Source organism: Aliidiomarina haloalkalitolerans, assembly GCF_003987315.1.
GTDB lineage: Bacteria > Pseudomonadota > Gammaproteobacteria > Enterobacterales > Alteromonadaceae > Aliidiomarina > Aliidiomarina haloalkalitolerans.
The window spans coordinates 37752-55621 of sequence record NZ_PIPI01000003.1 but is presented as its reverse complement, the minus strand read 5'-3'; the positions used below and the strand labels follow the sequence as shown (position 1 = coordinate 55621).

25 protein-coding genes are annotated in these 17870 nt (G+C 47.2%); 17 read left to right on the top strand and 8 right to left on the bottom strand.

Annotated elements, in window-relative coordinates; translation table 11 throughout:
* Positions 1-88 precede the first annotated feature (88 nt).
* Both CWE06_RS05965 and CWE06_RS05960 read left to right on the top strand, forming a co-directional pair.
* Positions 89-787: an OmpW/AlkL family protein gene (locus CWE06_RS05965; protein WP_126792160.1), complete on the top strand. Its 699-nt coding sequence runs from the start codon at positions 89-91 to the stop codon at positions 785-787.
* A gap of 118 nt (positions 788-905) precedes the next feature.
* Positions 906-1085 carry a DUF6435 family protein gene (locus tag CWE06_RS05960; protein ID WP_126792158.1) on the top strand — a complete coding sequence of 60 codons (180 nt, stop codon included), beginning with the start codon at positions 906-908 and terminating at the stop codon, positions 1083-1085.
* 4 nt (positions 1086-1089) lie between these two features.
* On the opposite strand, the gene CWE06_RS05955 is transcribed toward CWE06_RS05960, so the two are convergent.
* Both CWE06_RS05955 and CWE06_RS05945 read right to left on the bottom strand, forming a co-directional pair.
* On the bottom strand, positions 1090-1575 hold the full coding sequence (locus tag CWE06_RS05955; protein ID WP_126792156.1) for a hypothetical protein: 486 nt from the start codon (positions 1573-1575) through the stop codon (positions 1090-1092).
* A 511-nt stretch (positions 1576-2086) separates the two neighbouring features.
* Positions 2087-2581, bottom strand: a complete 495-nt coding sequence (locus CWE06_RS05945) for a PH domain-containing protein (protein WP_126792152.1) — start codon at positions 2579-2581, stop codon at positions 2087-2089.
* A 230-nt stretch (positions 2582-2811) separates the two neighbouring features.
* Between CWE06_RS05945 and CWE06_RS12380 the strand changes: the two genes are divergently transcribed.
* Together CWE06_RS12380 and CWE06_RS05940 are read left to right on the top strand one after the other, a co-directional pair.
* Entirely contained in the window at positions 2812-2988 is a 177-nt protein-coding gene (locus CWE06_RS12380; RefSeq protein WP_157981145.1) for a hypothetical protein, read from the top strand.
* A 37-nt stretch (positions 2989-3025) separates the two neighbouring features.
* Positions 3026-3325 (top strand): hypothetical protein, encoded by a 300-nt coding sequence (locus tag CWE06_RS05940; RefSeq protein ID WP_126792150.1) that lies wholly within the window; start codon positions 3026-3028, stop codon positions 3323-3325.
* A gap of 64 nt (positions 3326-3389) precedes the next feature.
* On the opposite strand, the gene CWE06_RS05935 is transcribed toward CWE06_RS05940, so the two are convergent.
* Positions 3390-3995 carry a hypothetical protein gene (locus CWE06_RS05935; protein WP_126792148.1) on the bottom strand — a complete coding sequence of 202 codons (606 nt, stop codon included), beginning with the start codon at positions 3993-3995 and terminating at the stop codon, positions 3390-3392.
* 296 nt (positions 3996-4291) lie between these two features.
* Between CWE06_RS05935 and CWE06_RS05930 the strand changes: the two genes are divergently transcribed.
* The 3 genes from CWE06_RS05930 to CWE06_RS05920 are packed head-to-tail and all read left to right on the top strand — an operon-like array spanning position 4292 to position 5718.
* Positions 4292-4810 (top strand): hypothetical protein, encoded by a 519-nt coding sequence (locus CWE06_RS05930; RefSeq protein WP_126792146.1) that lies wholly within the window; start codon positions 4292-4294, stop codon positions 4808-4810.
* A 9-nt stretch (positions 4811-4819) separates the two neighbouring features.
* A complete protein-coding gene (locus CWE06_RS05925; RefSeq protein ID WP_126792144.1) occupies positions 4820-5011 on the top strand; it encodes a hypothetical protein in 192 nt (63 codons plus the stop codon).
* 44 nt (positions 5012-5055) lie between these two features.
* The gene (locus CWE06_RS05920; RefSeq protein WP_126792142.1) at positions 5056-5718 is read left to right on the top strand and encodes a YoaK family protein; all 663 of its coding nucleotides are present in this window, start codon (positions 5056-5058) and stop codon (positions 5716-5718) included.
* Here CWE06_RS05920 and CWE06_RS05915 read toward each other — a convergent pair.
* The 4 genes from CWE06_RS05915 to CWE06_RS05900 all read right to left on the bottom strand — a co-directional run bounded on the left by CWE06_RS05915 (position 5715) and on the right by CWE06_RS05900 (position 10731).
* On the bottom strand, positions 5715-6482 hold the full coding sequence (locus CWE06_RS05915; protein ID WP_126792140.1) for a nuclease-related domain-containing protein: 768 nt from the start codon (positions 6480-6482) through the stop codon (positions 5715-5717). The genes CWE06_RS05920 and CWE06_RS05915 overlap by 4 nt on opposite strands.
* Before the next feature lie 88 nt (positions 6483-6570).
* The gene (locus tag CWE06_RS05910; RefSeq protein ID WP_126792138.1) at positions 6571-9018 is read right to left on the bottom strand and encodes a DEAD/DEAH box helicase family protein; all 2448 of its coding nucleotides are present in this window, start codon (positions 9016-9018) and stop codon (positions 6571-6573) included.
* Position 9019: 1 nt separating this feature from the next.
* Complete coding sequence (locus tag CWE06_RS05905) at positions 9020-9607, bottom strand: class I SAM-dependent methyltransferase (protein ID WP_126792136.1); 588 nt, start codon at positions 9605-9607, stop codon at positions 9020-9022.
* Between the two features lie 134 nt (positions 9608-9741).
* The gene (locus CWE06_RS05900; RefSeq protein ID WP_126792134.1) at positions 9742-10731 is read right to left on the bottom strand and encodes a M23 family metallopeptidase; all 990 of its coding nucleotides are present in this window, start codon (positions 10729-10731) and stop codon (positions 9742-9744) included.
* Between the two features lie 137 nt (positions 10732-10868).
* Here CWE06_RS05900 and CWE06_RS05895 point away from each other — a divergent pair, with 137 nt between their 5' ends.
* The 4 genes from CWE06_RS05895 (at position 10869) to CWE06_RS05880 (ending at position 14038) form a co-directional block, all read left to right on the top strand.
* Positions 10869-11624, top strand: coding sequence for a helix-turn-helix domain-containing protein (locus CWE06_RS05895; RefSeq protein ID WP_126792132.1), 756 nt, complete (start codon positions 10869-10871; stop codon positions 11622-11624).
* 182 nt (positions 11625-11806) lie between these two features.
* On the top strand, positions 11807-12361 hold the full coding sequence (locus tag CWE06_RS05890; RefSeq protein ID WP_126792130.1) for a hypothetical protein: 555 nt from the start codon (positions 11807-11809) through the stop codon (positions 12359-12361).
* Complete coding sequence (locus CWE06_RS05885) at positions 12358-13416, top strand: winged helix-turn-helix domain-containing protein (protein ID WP_126792128.1); 1059 nt, start codon at positions 12358-12360, stop codon at positions 13414-13416. The genes CWE06_RS05890 and CWE06_RS05885 overlap by 4 nt, the downstream gene beginning before the upstream one ends.
* Before the next feature lie 64 nt (positions 13417-13480).
* Entirely contained in the window at positions 13481-14038 is a 558-nt protein-coding gene (locus CWE06_RS05880) for a YIP1 family protein (protein ID WP_126792126.1), read from the top strand.
* A 12-nt stretch (positions 14039-14050) separates the two neighbouring features.
* Here the strand turns inward: CWE06_RS05880 and CWE06_RS12375 are convergent, their stop codons facing one another.
* The gene (locus tag CWE06_RS12375) at positions 14051-14224 is read right to left on the bottom strand and encodes a hypothetical protein (protein ID WP_157981144.1); all 174 of its coding nucleotides are present in this window, start codon (positions 14222-14224) and stop codon (positions 14051-14053) included.
* A gap of 294 nt (positions 14225-14518) precedes the next feature.
* Between CWE06_RS12375 and CWE06_RS05875 the strand changes: the two genes are divergently transcribed.
* The 6 genes from CWE06_RS05875 (at position 14519) to CWE06_RS05850 (ending at position 17855) form a co-directional block, all read left to right on the top strand.
* Positions 14519-14806, top strand: a complete 288-nt coding sequence (locus tag CWE06_RS05875) for a CopG family ribbon-helix-helix protein (RefSeq protein WP_126792124.1) — start codon at positions 14519-14521, stop codon at positions 14804-14806.
* The gene (locus CWE06_RS05870; RefSeq protein ID WP_198679055.1) at positions 14803-15093 is read left to right on the top strand and encodes a type II toxin-antitoxin system RelE/ParE family toxin; all 291 of its coding nucleotides are present in this window, start codon (positions 14803-14805) and stop codon (positions 15091-15093) included. The genes CWE06_RS05875 and CWE06_RS05870 overlap by 4 nt, the downstream gene beginning before the upstream one ends.
* A gap of 440 nt (positions 15094-15533) precedes the next feature.
* Complete coding sequence (locus CWE06_RS05865) at positions 15534-16505, top strand: CsgG/HfaB family protein (protein WP_126792123.1); 972 nt, start codon at positions 15534-15536, stop codon at positions 16503-16505.
* Positions 16502-16813, top strand: a complete 312-nt coding sequence (locus tag CWE06_RS05860) for a hypothetical protein (protein WP_126792121.1) — start codon at positions 16502-16504, stop codon at positions 16811-16813. Before CWE06_RS05865 ends, CWE06_RS05860 begins: the two co-directional genes overlap by 4 nt.
* Complete coding sequence (locus CWE06_RS05855; RefSeq protein ID WP_126792119.1) at positions 16813-17181, top strand: DUF4810 domain-containing protein; 369 nt, start codon at positions 16813-16815, stop codon at positions 17179-17181. Before CWE06_RS05860 ends, CWE06_RS05855 begins: the two co-directional genes overlap by 1 nt.
* Complete coding sequence (locus CWE06_RS05850; RefSeq protein WP_126792117.1) at positions 17178-17855, top strand: DUF799 domain-containing protein; 678 nt, start codon at positions 17178-17180, stop codon at positions 17853-17855. Before CWE06_RS05855 ends, CWE06_RS05850 begins: the two co-directional genes overlap by 4 nt.
* Positions 17856-17870 lie beyond the last annotated feature (15 nt).

Sequence of the window (17870 nt, the reverse complement as noted above, 5' to 3'; positions counted from 1 at the left end):
TATAAGTAGTGCGGGAATTTGATCTGTCGCAATATTCAAGGCCACCGAAGCTCGATAATGACTCCAGTTTCTAACCTGGAGATCCCCTATGAAGACCAAACTGTCTATTGTTGCTCTTACTCTCTCGACTCTTTTTGCCGCGCCAGCAATGGCTGATTTTTCGGTCAATATCGGTGCGATTCACGTCAAACCTGACGAAAGCAGCTCAAACTTAAATGTCATCGAATCCGTCGCAGGGCTTCCAAATGGCTCAACGCAAGTTGCTGTGGGCAACGACACCCAACTAGGTCTCACATTTGACTACCGCTTTAACCAGAATTTCGGTCTGCAATTGATTGCAGCAACACCATTCAGCCACGACCTAAAAGTCAAAGGCTCAGCTATCGACGGATTAAATATCGGTAAAACCAAGCATTTACCACCAACCTTGATGGCGCAGTATCACTTTACTCAGCACCATGCATTCCAACCGTTCGTTGGCGTAGGCGTGAACTACACCACGTTCTTTAGTGAACGAGTAAACCCGGAGTTAGACGGCGCACTGATTGCACTCGAAGTCACCACCGCTGCCGACAACGTCACCTTGAGCTTGAGTGAGTCATGGGGCTTAGCATTGCAGGCTGGTTTCAACTATCAGCTAACCGAGCGCATGGGCATTCACTTCATGGTCAGCAAAATGGCCATCGACACGACCGGTAAAGTGAAAGTGAACGGCACCACCGTACAAAGCGTCAACGTCGACATTGACCCAGTTGTCGCCATGCTCGGCTTCCGCTGGAAAATCTAACCGCCCGCATTAGGGACCGTAGCTGGAATGGCATTCCAGCTACGGTCCGCAATGAAGCCACTGAACTCTTCTACAACAACGTGCGTATTCAGATAACACTATTTAATACGGACGCACTATGTTTAACTTATTCAAATCGAACCCAACAAAAAAGCTCCGCAAACAACTGGCCAAACTGCAGGCTGACGCTATGTTTGCATCACGCAACGGCGATATTCGTAAAAGCTCGGAGATCTCAGCTGAAGCCGATAAGATTTGGCAGGAAATTCAGAGGATTGAAGGTGAAACGAAAAGCTAAGCCTCTAGCCAAGTAGTTGTGCTTCGCTATTCAACTTAAGTGCAGCTTCCGCAGCTTCGTATAACGTAGCATCAACAATCGGTGTGCCAAGTTTTTCGAGTTGGCTCATTACACTCGCAAGACGAAAGATCTGAGTGTTGCCGACGTTGGTCATCGGATGAATGCTGACGCCCTTCGTTTGCATGATCTTAAGAACTCGCTGGCGACTTATTTGATAATTCGCCGCTATATCCGATGGACTCACATAATCTGGTTTCGCTTCAAGAAACCGAGCACCAGGAAGTGCGCAGAGAACTTCTGATTTCGCCCGTTCGAAAGCCATCAATGCTGATTCAGCCTCTCGATTATAATCGATTTGAATTTCACCTTTTCGACTATGCCGTACAAGCGCGTCACCACATCCAGCTTCGAACAGTAGATCATCAATAGCATCGATACTCTTCTGACAGGCTGAAATATCAAATCGCAAACTGAATTCAAACATCTTCATTTTGACTCTCCATGAGGATACATTTCTCAACCGCCCTGCGAAGACTGTTCGCATGATTCTGCCCGTTTCGCGGGGTGCTCCATACAGAGATCATACAAAAGTCACCGCAACGGCATAAAGCATTTACAGATCCATAAGGACAAAGTAACCGCCCCAAGCAGTGAGCGCTATGACCTGCAGAAATAAGTCTCCATCCACACCTTTCTGCAAACCTAACCGCAGCATCAATTTCCTTAACAGGATGCTTTTTACTGGCCATACAACGATAGTCCCTTACCTACCTATTGTCAATTGACAATAGGTAGGTAAGGGACTATCGTTGTAGACCATGAGCCACCAACAAAACCAGCGATTACCCCGCAGATTCCACTGCCAATTCAATTTCCGCTGGTGCAACAAGCAATGGCCCTAACTCGTCGGCGCAGCTGTGCAACCAAAACTGCGTTTCTGAAGGGCGAATCAACAAAGGCATGCGGTGGTGATAGGTCGCACATTGCTTGAACCTCTTGATTTAGAGTACAGGAACACTCACCCGGCCACCCAAAACGATCGGATAAGCGACGGTTTCAATCACGGTGAATTCCTGAGGGCGCTCAGCATACAAAACAAAGCCTCGCTGACCGCTTGCCAAGCGAAACCAGCCGGGTTGATACTGCCCAAAACCAGTACCACCCACACGCCGACCCGGTCGAAACTCTGAAGCATGTAGCGCTTCTCGACTTAGATGCTGAACAGCAATAATATCATTGACCGCCACCTCCGTTCGATGCAGCCCCGCACGCACAATGAGCGAGTCGTTCTCAAGCCGCACTTCGTTCGTTCCATATACCGAATAAGACAGCAACCACACCGCAACCACCGAACCAATCGCGAGGCTAATTGCGACATTCATATTGATTTTTCGCTTCACCCCCAGCGAAATCCACAACGGCACAAAACAAAGCCCCCCAATCATAAAGGCCATAAAAAAGTGTAATGACAGACCAATATCGTAGCTTTGCAACATTTATTTATCCTTCTAAATCCTAGTGCCCTAACCATAAATCGCAATAAGGCATTTCACAACCTTTTGCGAATCAGCGGGTTAGAGTTTCGGCTCGGAGCCGGAAAGCGGAAGCTTTGCGTTACTGCACCTTGCGCGTAATTAACTGCTTATCCATCGCGGCTCTCCAACAGTGCTTGATGAATCAAGGCGGACGGGTCAGTAGCTCGTTTTTCGACACACGCGGACAGAATTTGGCAAAAAAATTACTGAAGCATTACCCCAAAGCGTTCGTTGAATTCATCATGCCCGCGTTGGTATACAACAAAGAGGGCAAAAAACTGAAACGAGGCGAACGCCGCGCTCAAAACGCCTTTTACGGCACTTGGCTTGAGGAATCTCAAATTACGTTCTCAGCCCCAAAACGCTAACTATCAAGGACCTACAACAATAAAAAGGAACATAGCTATGAAAAAATTGGCATTACTAGCATTCTTCTCATTAACTCTCACCGCCTGTAGTCAGGAAGAAATTGTAGTCGTTGAGGAAGTGAAGGATACCCGCATCGATCAGTCCAATATATGCATCTACAGCACTGATGACGAAGCAAAGCTTTGTGTAGCTGGGAAGTTATCATTCTTTAAACCCACTCGATGGGGTAATGCCCAACTTCCGATTCTTGTTGCCGCTGCATATTGTGATACGAATTATCAGGTGATTTACAACGAATCTGGCGTCCTTTGTGTGTTTACAGACGAGAGAATGTAAGGAGCCAGTCCATTCCGAACCGTAGCTGGAATGGCATTCCAGCTACGGTCCGCAATCAAAACCGCTACCAATACAGGTACGCGAGCTCGTTAACTGTGTCTTCGATGTGTTTTTTCCATGAATCGAGGATTCTGCGGTTGTCGTTGTAGTGAGTATCCACTTGATAACTACTCAAATCCCAATAGGCGGAACAGCTTTGACGTAATTGCGCTCGAGTGTTCGCGATTTCATAGTCCCAGCGCTCTTGCTCATTCAGTTCATGTATAACTAAATCGATATTCGCAAGAATAACCTTGCTATGCGCATCGGTGCACTGGTTAAAACGATAAGTCATCGTGCAGTCGACAAATTTCGTGCGAAACGTATTAACTTGCTCATATACCATAGCCCGAGTCTTTTCCACTGCAATGGTATAGCGGTCATATTCTTCCATGTCTCGACGCATTGCATTCACCGCATTATCGCAACGCTGTTCAGCCTCGTACGACTGAATAATCGAAGCACCACGATTCATACATTCCTGCTGCGCCCAAGAGTCATTCGGATAGGCCGATTGGCACTGAACCGCCACATTAAAATAGGCCAAATCGCTGCTTTCACAACCCGACAAAAATAAAGCCAAACCACTAAAAACAACCGCTTGAACCGAAACGCGTAAAGTCGTCTTCATAAGGGGGATACTCTTCTATTGTTGTTATTGTTCAAATTATAAACAGGTTTTGAAAATCCGCTAGAAATAAAAATCATCAAATAAAGTTTGCATGCGACATGTGCTGTCGCATCAATTGGTTAATCTGTCATCAGTCGCTTCTAGGGAAGGTTCCGAGCTCGCAAGCAGGAGCTTAGGCAAAGTAGGAACAAAGTCCGAGCACGGGCACAGGATGTGCCGACAATAACTTCTTTATCTCGTCCGAGATGTAAAACTCCAAAATCAAAATACCATCGCAACAACTGAAGGAATGAGCTATGAGCAATTCATATCGCCAAGCCGCCAAGGACACGCGTAGTCCGATAGCCAAACTCGCCGACCGTATTCACCTCGCCGAGTTTCCTGAAGAATACGCCCACATGAACGATTCACACGCTGACGCCCAAGCGCGTCGACGCGGCGAAAACCCCATGAACCCAGAGTACTTCGAACAAGTGAACCTCATGCGCCAGGTGCGCGGAGTTGGTCCCCTCGACACATTCGGTCAACCAACCGACCAAAAAAGTCGCAAATGGGCGCAGGAAAAAGCCACCCGAGACTTCACTATTAAACTCGACAATGCGCTGTACAACAACGACCCCATGAGCACCTGTTGCGTGCAAAACTATTGTACAGACGAGTATGCCAACATCACACGCGGTGTTATCGCCCGCCTCGACAAAGAACCATTACACCTCGCCATTCTCAATGAGCTCGAGCAATGGTTCGACAAAGAACTCGTCGACCGCCCCAGCGTTCACCTAGGCGTCATGGCGACACTCACCGATCTCATTTAAGGAGCTATTATGGAAAAGGAAACCCTAGAAAGCATGAGCAACGCTGAAATTGTTGACGCCATGCATCGCATTCTTGCCAGCCCCTACCAAAACTGGCTTTCCACCTGGGGAAAAAACATCGCTTTCAACCGCTACAGCGAAGAGCTTTATCGGCGCGGTTATGCCGGCGTGATACCCGCTTGGCGCTACGGCCCGGGGTAAGGTATGGTAAACCTCTACGCTGGTTTGCAGAAAGGGGATAGGCGGTGGTTTCTCGGTTACCGAAATGGGTGGAATATGGCGCATTTATCCTTGCGCTAGTTGCCGGCTTCGTCAACGCCGTTGGTCTACTTGGCTTTCAGCACCAATCAATTTCACACCTTTCCGGTATTACCACGCTCATCGGCACTAGCCTCACCAGCACCAGCTTATTACACACCGCTCACCTCGCATTCATTATTGTGGCGTTTGTACTCGGTGCAGCAATCTCCGGCTTCTTTTTGCGCAGCGGCGCCTTGAAAATGGGTCGCAATTACAGCGGGCTTCTTGCTGTCGAAGGCCTTCTGCTGTTAATCGCGATTGGGTTGCTAAATTACGACTCGTCGCCAGGGCACTACTTTGCTTCTGCTGCGTGCGGACTGCAAAACGCCATGGTCACCACCTACAGCGGTGCTGTGATTCGAACCACACACGTTACCGGCATTTTCACCGACATTGGTATCATGATCGGCGCAAAGCTACGCGGCGAACCTTTCGACAGCCGCAAAGCGTTACTGTTTGCACTCATCGTGGCGGGATTCATTGCAGGCGGTACTTTCGGTGCCGTCATGTTCAACCACTACACCTTTAATGCCCTGTACGTGCCAGCAGCCATTTGTGGTCTGCTGGCATTGTCGTACCTGTGGTATCGGCAGGGGCATAGTGGTTAAAAAAGTTTTGAAGCGCGGATGTATTTCCCAAGATGAAACTTTAATAGATTCACGTCCTCAACTGCTAATATCTCACTTTGTTTACTGATAAACGATGGGATCGCCTTAGGATTCAACACCCAAACTAAGTTCTTTGGTGTATTGTGATTCGAGCGTATATACCAACCGGGAAATGTAACGATCCCTTTTACCGAAACTCTTCGTCCTGAGCTTTCTTCAATAAGTTGCCGCAACCAGACTGACGCTGCTGAGACTTGCACTACTGGGTTTCTTGGTAGTGGCTTTCCTTCCTTTAAAACCTCTTTTCCATTGAAAAAAAGCTCAGTTTTTCCAGATTCTGGCTTCTTAAGGGATTTGGTTTCAACGACATACACACCCGTTCTATGAATAACAACGTGGTCTAAATTGAAGCTCTCTCCTTGAATATCGTGAAAAACCTCAGCGCCATCAGCCCGAAGCCGCTCAAGAAACTGGCCGACTGCTTTTTCACTTAGGATGCCTTGATTAATTAACTTAATTTCCTTAAATGCCCGAGTCATCCGAACAGCCGCCCACATGATGACTCCTAATGCTAATACCGTAGTTATGTAAGGATTTGGGGGTATAACGTGCAACCAGCGATACCATTCAAATGCAGCCCAAACAAACATCAGAATTGCCACAATCAAAGGAAGAAAAACTCGCTCTAATGCTATGTCATTCCTTCTGTATTCGAGAGACTCACCAGGATTATTCAACGGCTTAGATTTTAGTGGGGACTTCATTGTCACTCCATGAACAGTTATCAAACCTGCTTAAATAATAAGCCAAAACCAGATAAAAACTAGCCAGCTAAAAATTGAAGTCTGCAAACTACTTGCCGCTCAAATACTCTGCCATCCGATAATCACACAACTCAAGTGCTATAGCTTCAAACATGTCACGCTCATCATCACCAACAATAAAGCTTGGACTCATTCGGACGCCATCATTTAAAAACCATGCTTGGTCATCTGACTTATTCTTGGAGCTATATGCGGCAATAGGATTCTTCAACCAATACTTTAACCATTCTGCACTTTCCGCTGACAATGATCTTTCTTTGTGGGCTAAATCCACGGCAACTGCTTTAGGATAGCGATGCAAAATCTCCCAACTTCGTATTGAAAGCTCTGTGATATCAACGCCTTTCATTGCGCCATCGATCAATTCAAAACCATCGAGTTCGATAAACGATCGCAATAATATAGCTTTGAAGCACTTGGTCATGCTCGTAGATTCAATTGCTTGTCGCATGAATGCGCCATGGCGATTATTGAGCGTTAATAAGTTTTTATCATTCTCAAGCTTAGCAACCATACCTAACCAACCACCAAATCGTGACTTAATTTTTGGTCGCTGATAGTTGCCTGAATGGAAAAATTCTGTTGCTGTCGGGCGATGGCCTAATTCAGTCTTTAACTCATCATAATCGTCCTCGAGCGTTGACCCCATTACTTCAATGAGCTCTTTCCAAAAGTCGACGATTCCGGTGTCAAAATTCAAGTGACAACCAGGTGCTAGTTCTATTTGATTATTAATCACTCGTTTGGCGCTTGCTCTTAGGCCAACAACACCCAGTAAACCTGCTGGCTTGATAAGGAATGATTTGTGATTACCAATGAAGTCGATAACAACCACATGTGACTTGCCGGTATCTGGCGATGCGCGTAAACCGCGTCCTAGTTGCTGCAAAAAGAGAATTTTTGACTCTGTAGGTCGCGTCATAAGAACCGTATCCACAGCCGGAATATCAGTGCCCTCATTAAAGAGATCAACTGAAAACACAACATCGATCTTGCCTTCGCTCAACTCAGCGAGTGCTTCATTACGACGAACTTCGGAGCCGCTATAAACCGCTACGGCTTTGACGCCCTGCTTACAAAAGTAATTCGCCATATAATCTGCGTGGCGCTTAGAAATGCAAAAGGCTAGGGTTCTTGACTGCTTGTGACTCAGCCAGTTTTCATAAATATGTTTAGCTCGCTTCTGAGTGGCAAATGCAACGTCTAAGGCAGTTGGGTCAAATTTGCCGTTACGCCAAGGGATTTCCTTATAATCGACAAATTCATCATGAATGCCATAGTAATGAAACGGAACAAGGATTTTGCTCTCGATACCATGAACAATATTCCGTTCGAATACCAAATTGTTATCGCAAAGACTAAGAATATCCGATTGATCGGTTCGCTCTGGTGTGGCTGTTAAACCAAGCAAAAATTTTGGCTTAAAATAAGCCAATAATTTCTGATAGCCTTGAGCTGTCGCATGATGAAATTCATCGACAACGACATAATCAAAATGATCTACCGCAAAGCTATGAAGGTATTCTAATTTGCCTAATGATTGGACTGATGCAAACAGAAATTCTGCTTCAGTGTCTTTTGTTACGCCGTTAAAAAAGCCTATGCTCTTTTCTGGAAACAAGGCGCTAAACGTCCGTTGGGCCTGCAGTAAAATTTCCTCACGGTGAGCCACGAACAGTACTCGAGAAGCTTTGATTTGCTGCGCATCGAAGGCAGCTAACCAGGTTTTCCCCATCCCAGTAGCCATAACGACTAGACCACGGCAGTAACCTGCATTTCTACTTTCCTGCAGAGCTATCAGTGCTTCAGTTTGCGAGCTATTTGGCGTGTGGGCTTCAGGTTCCGGTTCATCTTCAATACCCAAAACCGTCATCAATGGTGCGTTTTGGCGTGCAATTTCTTCGAACTGCTTTGTGTAAGACTCGATGAGCTGTCGCGTTAAGAAGTGAGCCTCTGGGCTCTCAAAAATTGTTTCGAAACTGCGTCTAATGTGCGCGAACTCTTCTATAGATTTGTCTGAGCTTGGCTCCAAATCAAACCGAAGATTCCACTCGAGACCTGATGTTAAAGCGCTCGCACTTAGATTACTTGATCCGACGAATGCGGTGCCCGCTTCTATCGTGTGATTCGGAACAGTTTCTCGTTCGCGTACAAAGATATAGGACTTGAGGTGAAATGCCTTGCGGTCCGAGCATTGATAAAGCTTTACCTGTGCACCACGTTGCTGCAGCAGCAATAATTGTCGCAACGCTTGTGGATGGGTAATACTCAGATAATCGGAAGTCATAATGCGAATAACAGCATTGTTGCCTATCGCATCAATCAACGGTTCAAGCAGTAATGACACCCCCGACGGTTGGGCAAAAGAAACACAAATATCAATCGCTGTCGCATGATTAATGGCACGAATTAATTTGGGTAGTAGCGGATCTTTCGATGTCCCTGTAGTCAGCAAATATCCCTGCGCCAGTCCCATTCTAATCCCCTTCCTTTACCAAAATCGCATTCAACCATTGCTCATGTTCTCGACCCGGCCGAGCGTCACCAGTAGTCCATGTTTTCTTCACTGCCAAGTCACTTTCAGCCAGCACTTCATGAAGTCGTGCCTCATTCAAATTCGTAAAGCGCCTGCCGCCTCGTTCACTTTCGTCATCGCCATACTTAAAAGAGCAATAAAACAATCCGCCTTTTTTTAACTGCTTAGCTAAGTGCCAAAAGGTTCGCGCTAAATCGTGAAAAGGCACATGCAGCAACGAGGCGCAAGCCCATATCGCGTCGACGGGTTCTTGTGCTGAGAACTCTAAAAAGGTTGCCTGTACGGCTAAATCAGCACCGAGTCGCTGACGAGCAATATCGATTAAAGCTTCGCTTGCGTCGAAAGCAGTAACTCGGAATCCTTGCGACTGAAAAGCCATAGCATCGCGACCAGGGCCACAACCAGCGTCAATAATATGTGCGCCAGCAGGCAATAATGGCAGGAACTCTTGATAAAGAGCCGACATGTCCACATCGGCAGTGTCCGCATGAAACGCAGAGGCGTTGTTATTGTAATAATCAATGCTCATAAACGGCTTTCCTTAGGTGTTTGAGCCATCATAGCCTAATTTTCAATAAAGCCGAACTATGAGAATTCCGCATACGACACATTCCGTCGCATCACATCAGGCTGCACCACTGCCGTCTGAAAGAATTTCGAACTTTAATCTGGTAAGCCTGCCGACTCACCAACCACGCGCTGGCCGCGGACAATCTCGCCCACCCCTTGAAAGCGAATCGGTAAACCCATGCCGGTGAAAATGCTGGGAGTATCCTGCAGGTGGAAATGTAGGTGTGGTTCGGACGAATGACCGGTATGGCCGCAGCGACCAATTTCTTCGCCCGCTTTGACGGAATCACCAATTTTGACCGGGATCGTGCCTTTGATGAGATGTGCATAGAAGCCATATTCACCGTCGGCGTGGCAAATGACCACATGGTTACCAGCGAAATGACGGCAGAGGAAATCGGCGATACCAAAACCGACCAGCGGCGCAGGGCCGATTTTATCGACAACATCGACGACTTCGCCATCGGCCGCAGCAAGAATTGGCTGCCCGTAACAATAATAGTCACGTAAGCGCATGCCTTGACCGCGGTGGCGACGAAACTCAGGGTCGGCTTGCACGAAATCATAAGCATATCGCTGCGCTAACACCTGCCATGAGTGCGACGTCGCCTCTTTGAGCCCACCATTAAATACCAACCACTCGCCGCTAAAAGGCAGTCGGTAGGTCGCTTTCGTTTGGTAATTGGCGTTGGCCTCTTCGTTACCTTTTAAGCGCTTCGCGGCCTTGGCTTGACCGAAAATTTGCCGAAATTGCTGCACGAATTGAAATGGATTCAGCGACGACAATATCAAAGTGGGATAGAAGGTAAGGAAAAATACATATTTTCCAGCGTAGCGAATCGGTCCTGAAATCGGCCAGTCATGGGCGGGATGACGTTCAGCGGCGACTTCGGTTCCAGCATTGGCGACTTTTGCGAGCAACCACCCAAAGAAAAAATACAACGCAAAATAAAGTGCGAGTTTTAGCCAACGGTTCACCTCGACACCAAAGATCATTTGACTGGCAAACATCAACAGGAAATACGTCGGTAACGCAAAGAATATCGGTGTATACCAAGCTTTTAACCAGTCGCGATTTTTCATAGTTTACTCGTGTAGTTGGAATGCTGTCGACTTTAAAGAGCGGACTGTGACAGAGCAATAGCGTGGTGGTTTCAATTTATTAACTATCGTTTTATGATAGCTTAACTATCATAAATCGATACAAAAGGCGGTTTTATATGCCCCTGGTGACGCTCAAGTTTCAACGCTGCTTAACGCGGATTAAACAAGAACTAAAACGCCAAGGTATTACCTATACCATGCTAGCTGAGCGCATGGATCTGTCCGTGGTCACGGTTACTCGTATGCTTAATCACGACGATATTTCCTTGAAGCGTTTACTTTTGCTGGCCGAAATTTGTGGTCTCGATGGCCTTGAGCTTGTCAACTCAGCCACCATAACGCACGGCAGCCACTACTTTTTTAGTGACCGCCAAGACGCCGCCTTCGCCGACAACCCACACCTTTATGCTTATTTTGTGGCGTTGTTTTTTGAGCAGCAATCGCCCCAGCAAATTGCCGAAACCCATGGTCTGAGTGAACTCAGCACTTATCGTTACTTGCGTGAGTTGGAAAATTTAGAATTAATTACGTTAGCGCCCGGCAATCAGGTGAAATTCGTTGTTCGCGCACCTTTGGGTTTTCGCGCCAATAGTCGCGTTTTGCGGCAATCGATAGCCGCAGCGATTAGTGACACCAGCGCTCGGCTATTAAATGATAAGCGTGAACCTCTCGACTTTATGCTGCTGAAGCCCATGCATTTACCCGAGCAGGCCGCTCGCAAACTCCAAGACGAACTTCGCCAAGTCATCGATAAATATGCCGAAGCTTCTGAGCTGCTTTATGCCGACGCGCCGAGCTGCCAAGTTGCCGTCGCTATGCATGCCACCGATGCCGAACCATCGCCAAGCATTATTCCGCTGGATTCTTGTTAGCCTTTGCTAGCTGTTACTCTTGGGGGAATATAGAATTTACTTACAAGCATGGCTGCGTCTTGTTAATTAGCAAAAAATTTCGACCATTTCCCCACCATTCACCAACTCCTCAGGTTTTGCTCATGACTTGCAACACTTGCATAGCCTAATCTGCAGCCGTTCATTCAACTTTGGAGGTGGTCATGTCGTGGTTTCGGGTGTTAGGTTGGGGCTTTGTTTTGGCGTTATTAATTACGCCAGCCATTGCCATGCGTTTTAGTGAGGAAGTGCAATGGACAGCGTTTGATTTTGTTGTCGCTGCCGTATTGCTTGGCGGTACCGGGTTGTTAATTGAGCTAGGCGTGCGAATGTCGACCCACTTGGCCTATCGGGTGGGAATGACCATTGCCATTATCAATTGCTTGCTGATTATATGGTTGAATCTCGCCGTTGGTATTATCGGCAACGAAGAGAACCCCGCCAATTCAATGTACTTGAGTGTCATCGGGCTAGTGGCCGTCGGAAGTGTATTCTTACGCGGCAAAGCCAACGCGATGAGCTGGTTGATGATTGCAACCGCTATCGTCCAACTCAGTATTTCCATTGCGGCGGTGTTGCTAGAAATACCTGCAGACTTGCAGCCAGCATTCTTCCTAAATTCAGCGTTTGCCATTTTATGGGTGATTGCGGCGGGTCTATTCAAAGCGGCTAGCGAGCGCTATGATGGCGAAAAACCGACAACTCAGCGGCATTCATGAACGAACCAGTTATCCAATTTGCGGATTTTACCATGCACCCCGGAGAGCGGCTGTTGTACAAACAGTCGCAGCCGGTGGAGCTGACGAGTCGCTATTTCGATGCATTACTGCTACTTGTGCGACAACCGGGAACGCTCATCAGCAAAGAACGCTTCATGCGGGAAGTTTGGGCTGGCATACCGGTGACGGACGAAGCGCTAACACAATGCATTCGCACGCTGCGCAAAGTGCTCGGTGACAGCGCCCGTAACTCACAGTTCATCGAAACCGTTCCGAAGCATGGTTATCGCTTCATTGCCACAGTACGTACTAACGTTGCTACAGAAAGTACTAACTTCAACACTATCAACGAAAAGATAGTAAGCACTAACATACATCCATTTATTCGGATTGCGACGCTCGGTGGTTATGGCACATTGGGTGCTGGTATCGCTGGCCTAGTCGGCGGCACCTTGCTTGCTGCCCTTACGCTCGCACACCCCGAGCTTACTCAATTTGGTGCGGCATCGATCATGTTTGTCATGATCGCCATTACACTCCTCGTCGCATTACTCGGTGGTGCTGGCGTTGCCTTCGGTCTTGCTGTGGGCGAAGTATTTGCCGAAAAACACTTACCTGCCGGTCGACGTTTTCCGTTTGTGGTGCTCACAAGTGCATTCGGTGGGTTATTCGTTGGGGCATTTGTTAAGTTGGTGGCGATCGACACATTCAACTTGCTTCTCGGCGCTAGCCCAGGCGACATCACCGGTGCAGTCGTAGGCTTTATTCTTGGCGGTGCGGTTGGCTTAAGTTATGCGCTCACTCGTCTCGCCTCGCCGTTGCGTTTGGTGCTCGTGAGCTTGTTCATTGGCGGCTTGCTCGGCGCGTTAACCGTTGCTAGCGGCGGTAATCTCTTAGCTGGAAGCCTCAATTTAGTCGCCGTTCATGTGCCCGCCAGCCAACTACCTAACCCGTTTGTTTCTGCACAATTCGAGCTTTTTTCAGCAGTTGTTGAAGGCGCTCTTTTTGTGGCTGCTGTCGTTTTCTCATTGCGCCAACTGAAATATTTCCGGTAAAGGCTTGTATATTCCTCAGTGATAGCCTAAACATATAAATAAAATGTATGTTTAAGAGGCGCATATGAATATTTCGACACTTTGGTTGCCTTTTACCGCAAAAGGCTGGGGGCAATTACAAGGCATGGATATTGATATCCCGTCACTGGCGTGGAAGCTGGTTTTGCCGATGTCGCTTATCCCACCTATTCTTTTGTATTTTAATGGCACCCATTACGGTAGTGAATTCTTGCCCGGTTTTGCCGACAAAAACTGGCAATTTATCACCACCACATTCTTTCTCGCGGAGTTGCTTACCTTCTTCGTAATGGGCTGGTTAATTTACTCGGTATTGGCACAGTACAAACACGATGTCACGTACCATGACGCCTACTTGCTAGCAGCGATAGCACCGATTCCAATGTGGGTGTCTGCGGTGGGTTTAGTTTTTCCTAGTCCGTGGGTTGCTGCCGTCACTGTCGGCATTGGGCTCATACTATCGTGCTTGTTTGTTTATGTCGGTACCCGTGCACTCAGTCACAGTAAATCCCTCGACATTGACAGTATGGCGGCAACGTTAACGATTATGTCTGCCTCTTTAGCAGCTTGGGTGCTGCTGATGTTGATAATTTGGATGTACTAGCCAGCATTACAATTACTCCGCAGCGGGCATTGGCCAAAAGCTGAGCTCATTGCTGTACTGATACCGGTAACTTTCCCAGTGTTTAATTTGCCCACTGAAGCGCCGGTTCAGTTCACGAGCTTGTTCCGCACTGATTTTATCGCGTAGTACCGTCCAAACATTCGAGCGGTCGTCGTAAGCTTCCATAAAGCCCGCTGGTATTTGCGGCGAACTTACCTCGTCGATGCGTTCGTGAAAATACCGTGGCGCTTTAGTGCTTACGGCGGGGAGCAGTCACCTAAGCAATGAGAGATCGTTCCCTTTTGTGCAAATCATGGTTGGAATTTGCTGGCCGTCTAAAGTGCCGTTTCGTGCAAAAGTTGGTTGGAAGCTAGAATAAATCACCTTGGGGAGCCGAAATTTCAAGACTAAGTGTGTCATAGACAGAAAATAGCTAACGTGCTACATTGTACTTAATGTGTAACACATGAGGATGCAGCTATGAATGAATCAACTTTTACTTTCCGAGTTGATGATGCCTTGAAAAGCCAATTTGCCCAAGCAGCTAAATCCCAGGATCGAAGTGGGGCACAGCTTCTTCGAGACTTCATGCGCGAATTCGTACAGCAACAGGAAGAAGCCGCAGAGCATGATGCTTGGTTCCGCCGTCAAGTACAGATTGGTCTTAATTCGGCCAACGCGGGTAACTTGGTGTCTGCCGCTGAAGTAGAAGCTAAATTTGCAGCTCGTCGGGCTTCAACGCGTCGTCGGATCAAAACCTCTGAATGATGGAGTTACTTTGGACACCAGAGGCGATACAAGACCGCGAAGATATTTATGATTACATAGAAGCTGATAACCCCGCAGCAGCTTTGGCTCTCGACGAGTTATTATCAGAAAAGGCTTCACGCTTAGCCGAACATCCTAGTCTCGGACGTCTTGGGCGTGTGGCTAGCACCCGTGAGCTGGTCGCTCATCAAAATTATGTTTTAGTTTATGACGTGACTAGGGAGCAAGTTCGCGTGCTTCGAGTCCTTCACGCTGCTCGACAGTGGCCGCCGAACCGTATTTGTTGACGCATCCCTGTTGTCAGAGAATACAAACAAACTGCATTTTGGTGAGTTGGAGAAAAATAGATAAATCCAACCAGACATAGCTTTTGACCGACTATGAATCTAAATTCAGTTCAGACAGTTTCCAACCCTAGAATGCAAATAGCCGAATTTTGATTGTGTGAATCATGTTTCACCATCCTCTTGCCACTCAACAAGTCCTTCACGCTTACTGCACAAGTCGTCCATAAACCAGAGCAAGGGTATAGATCTGGTTTTATGAATCAGCAATATGATAATTGTCTATTTTTTAATCAGTAATAGGTAGGTGCTTTAATTTTAGTTACATTATTTTACAAATATGTAGAGGCTTTTTTCTTAACGATGCATTAGCATACTAGCGCAAATGATATATCGGCTGAGTTACATCGGTCTTTTTTTGGCTTATCTAGGTCGCTTAATATATGAAAATCAAACTTCTTGTTTTGGCGAGTACGGCTCTTTTAGTCAGTGCCTGTGCGAGTCAACAGCCTCAGCCGCAACCGCAGCGGGCACCCGTGACACAGCAACAACAAGCTCAAGCTCAGGAGCAAACAATTGCTGCTCAGCCAGTCGAACTTGCTTTAAAACGCAAGCTTGCCGTTGGACGGTTAACCAATGAAACCAACTATGGCCGTAGTTTGCTGCGTGAAGCGGTAACGGGTCAGCACGATCAGAAAATTTCTGACATGTTTACGCAAGCTATCGTCAACACCAACAAATTCATGATTTTTGAGCGTCCAAGCTTAGATGTTGTGACCACCGAACAGCAATTAACGGGTCAAAGCAACGACTTAGTCGGTGTCGACACATTAGTTATTGGCTCACTGACACAGTTTGGTCGTTCCACCACAGGTGAGCGCGGCTTCTTCTCGACCAGCGGCAAACAAGAAGCAACTGCGACGGTGGATTTGCGTTTAGTCGACACACGTACCGGTCAAGTGATTGCATCGGTGACGGGTTCTGGCAGCTCGTCGCTTGAGCAAAGCCGGACAATGGGCTTCGGTTCTGTGGCTGGCTATGACGGCAGCTTGAATGACCAAGCGATTGGTGCGGCGGTGAATGCAGCGGTCGAGAAAATGACCCAAATGCTGTTAGAACGTCCGTGGACAGCCGACATTCTGACCGTCGAAAACGGCATGATCTTCATTAGTGGTGGCGCCAGCCAAGGCGTGGAAGCCGGAATGGAATTCGAAATCATGACCAAAGGCAACCGCGTGCGGTCACAAACCACGGGGTCGTATATCACGCTTCCTGGTCAAAAGGTTGCTGAAATCAAAGTAACTGGCTTATTTGGTAACACTGAGCTCGACCAAGGTGCCATCGCGGTTTTAAGTTCAGGTAGCATTGACGGCTACGACTTAACTGCGCTTGAAGTTCGGGAGATGAAGAAATGAAACAACTACTGATTATCGCTTGTTGTTTGCTACTTGTTGTTGGCTGTGCCAAACAACCAACTCGTTTAACCGGTGTCGTTAACGACGCACCGACCGTGAACTTCAAAGTAGAAGACCCACGCAACTTAAACTTATGGGTGGACGGTATCGATTTCGGCCCAATTGCCAGTTACACCTATCCACATTTGTCTGTGGAATTGCTGCCAGGCGAGCATCTGATCGAAGTTCGTAACGGTATGCGCGTTATTTATTCACAAACTCACTATTTTAGTGAAAAAACCCATCGGACCTTGGAAGTTAACCGTTAATGAAAACCAAAATAATAACAATAACAGCAGCAATACTGCTGCTTTCAGGTTGCGCGACAAACAAAAACTTATATGAGTGGGGAAACTACGAAGAAACGTTATTCGTTTATTTCCATGAGCCAGAAGTCAAAGACCAAATGCTCACCAACTATTTAACGTTTATCGAAAAGGCTCAAGCAGGCTCTGCCAAGAAAGTGGCCCCAGGCTTATTTGCTGAAGCAGGCACCTTTATGCTTGAAAAGAACGACGTTGAATCGGCGCTGCGCTTTTATCAGTTAGAACATAAAACTTGGCCAGAAAGTCGGTCAATGATGGAAATTATGATTTCAAACCTAGAAGCTCGTAAAGCACAGGCGGCCGCACAATGAAAAAAATCATCAGCACTTTGGTTGTAGCCGTAGTCTTTCTTGCTGGCTGTACCGCAACCACAGATAACAGTTATTTAGAACCGCTCCACACTGCTAAATTACAATCGATTCTCATTGTTCCTGTGAACAACGGGACTATTGATGTGCAAGCCCCTACCTCGGTACTTGCCACCTTACCGTTTAGTTTGGCAGAAAAAGGCTACTACACGTTCCCTGTCCATACAGTGAAAACCATTCTTGAAAGCGAAGGCTATTATGAAGCTGCCGAAGTTCATGCCGCGCCAGCCGAGAATTTAGCTGCCTTGTTCGGCGCTGACAGTGTTTTGTATGTCACTATTCATGAGTGGGAAGCCAAATACGTTATTCTATCAACCACAACTCAAGTTGATTTCGAATACCGCTTAGTTGACAAGCATGGCGAGCAACTTTGGCATGCGCGTAAACAATTGGCATATTCACCGCAACAACAAAATAGCACGGGTAATCCATTTGCTGACTTAATTGCGATGGCCATTACCGCGGCGATTGAACGTGCGGCACCAAATTACTTACCGCTGACGCGGACTGCCAATGCCGAAGTATTTTATGGTTTAGGCACTGCCTTACCGCCCGGGCCGTATAGTCCTGCTTATCAGGAATATTACCGCCAGTTAGAACTTCAGAAAGCAAACTAACCTGAAACAAAGCAC

What these genes read in the sequence shown, in the direction of transcription:
- CWE06_RS05860 (WP_126792121.1), top strand. Translation starts at nt 16,502, where the DNA reads ATGAAACAACTACTGATTATCGCTTGTTGTTTGCTACTTGTTGTTGGC.
- CWE06_RS05925 (WP_126792144.1), top strand. Translation starts at nt 4,820, where the DNA reads ATGGAAAAGGAAACCCTAGAAAGCATGAGCAACGCTGAAATTGTTGAC.
- CWE06_RS05875 (WP_126792124.1), top strand. Translation starts at nt 14,519, where the DNA reads ATGAATGAATCAACTTTTACTTTCCGAGTTGATGATGCCTTGAAAAGC.
- CWE06_RS05855 (WP_126792119.1), top strand. Translation starts at nt 16,813, where the DNA reads ATGAAAACCAAAATAATAACAATAACAGCAGCAATACTGCTGCTTTCA.
- CWE06_RS05935 (WP_126792148.1), bottom strand. Translation starts at nt 3,995, where the DNA reads ATGAAGACGACTTTACGCGTTTCGGTTCAAGCGGTTGTTTTTAGTGGT.
- CWE06_RS05865 (WP_126792123.1), top strand. Translation starts at nt 15,534, where the DNA reads ATGAAAATCAAACTTCTTGTTTTGGCGAGTACGGCTCTTTTAGTCAGT.
- CWE06_RS05960 (WP_126792158.1), top strand. Translation starts at nt 906, where the DNA reads ATGTTTAACTTATTCAAATCGAACCCAACAAAAAAGCTCCGCAAACAA.
- CWE06_RS05945 (WP_126792152.1), bottom strand. Translation starts at nt 2,581, where the DNA reads ATGTTGCAAAGCTACGATATTGGTCTGTCATTACACTTTTTTATGGCC.
- CWE06_RS05890 (WP_126792130.1), top strand. Translation starts at nt 11,807, where the DNA reads ATGTCGTGGTTTCGGGTGTTAGGTTGGGGCTTTGTTTTGGCGTTATTA.
- CWE06_RS05850 (WP_126792117.1), top strand. Translation starts at nt 17,178, where the DNA reads ATGAAAAAAATCATCAGCACTTTGGTTGTAGCCGTAGTCTTTCTTGCT.
- CWE06_RS05955 (WP_126792156.1), bottom strand. Translation starts at nt 1,575, where the DNA reads ATGAAGATGTTTGAATTCAGTTTGCGATTTGATATTTCAGCCTGTCAG.
- CWE06_RS05885 (WP_126792128.1), top strand. Translation starts at nt 12,358, where the DNA reads ATGAACGAACCAGTTATCCAATTTGCGGATTTTACCATGCACCCCGGA.
- CWE06_RS12375 (WP_157981144.1), bottom strand. Translation starts at nt 14,224, where the DNA reads ATGGAAGCTTACGACGACCGCTCGAATGTTTGGACGGTACTACGCGAT.
- CWE06_RS05930 (WP_126792146.1), top strand. Translation starts at nt 4,292, where the DNA reads ATGAGCAATTCATATCGCCAAGCCGCCAAGGACACGCGTAGTCCGATA.
- CWE06_RS05895 (WP_126792132.1), top strand. Translation starts at nt 10,869, where the DNA reads ATGCCCCTGGTGACGCTCAAGTTTCAACGCTGCTTAACGCGGATTAAA.
- CWE06_RS05880 (WP_126792126.1), top strand. Translation starts at nt 13,481, where the DNA reads ATGAATATTTCGACACTTTGGTTGCCTTTTACCGCAAAAGGCTGGGGG.
- CWE06_RS05870 (WP_198679055.1), top strand. Translation starts at nt 14,803, where the DNA reads ATGATGGAGTTACTTTGGACACCAGAGGCGATACAAGACCGCGAAGAT.
- CWE06_RS05905 (WP_126792136.1), bottom strand. Translation starts at nt 9,607, where the DNA reads ATGAGCATTGATTATTACAATAACAACGCCTCTGCGTTTCATGCGGAC.
- CWE06_RS05910 (WP_126792138.1), bottom strand. Translation starts at nt 9,018, where the DNA reads ATGGGACTGGCGCAGGGATATTTGCTGACTACAGGGACATCGAAAGAT.
- CWE06_RS05940 (WP_126792150.1), top strand. Translation starts at nt 3,026, where the DNA reads ATGAAAAAATTGGCATTACTAGCATTCTTCTCATTAACTCTCACCGCC.
- CWE06_RS05965 (WP_126792160.1), top strand. Translation starts at nt 89, where the DNA reads ATGAAGACCAAACTGTCTATTGTTGCTCTTACTCTCTCGACTCTTTTT.
- CWE06_RS05900 (WP_126792134.1), bottom strand. Translation starts at nt 10,731, where the DNA reads ATGAAAAATCGCGACTGGTTAAAAGCTTGGTATACACCGATATTCTTT.
- CWE06_RS05915 (WP_126792140.1), bottom strand. Translation starts at nt 6,482, where the DNA reads ATGAAGTCCCCACTAAAATCTAAGCCGTTGAATAATCCTGGTGAGTCT.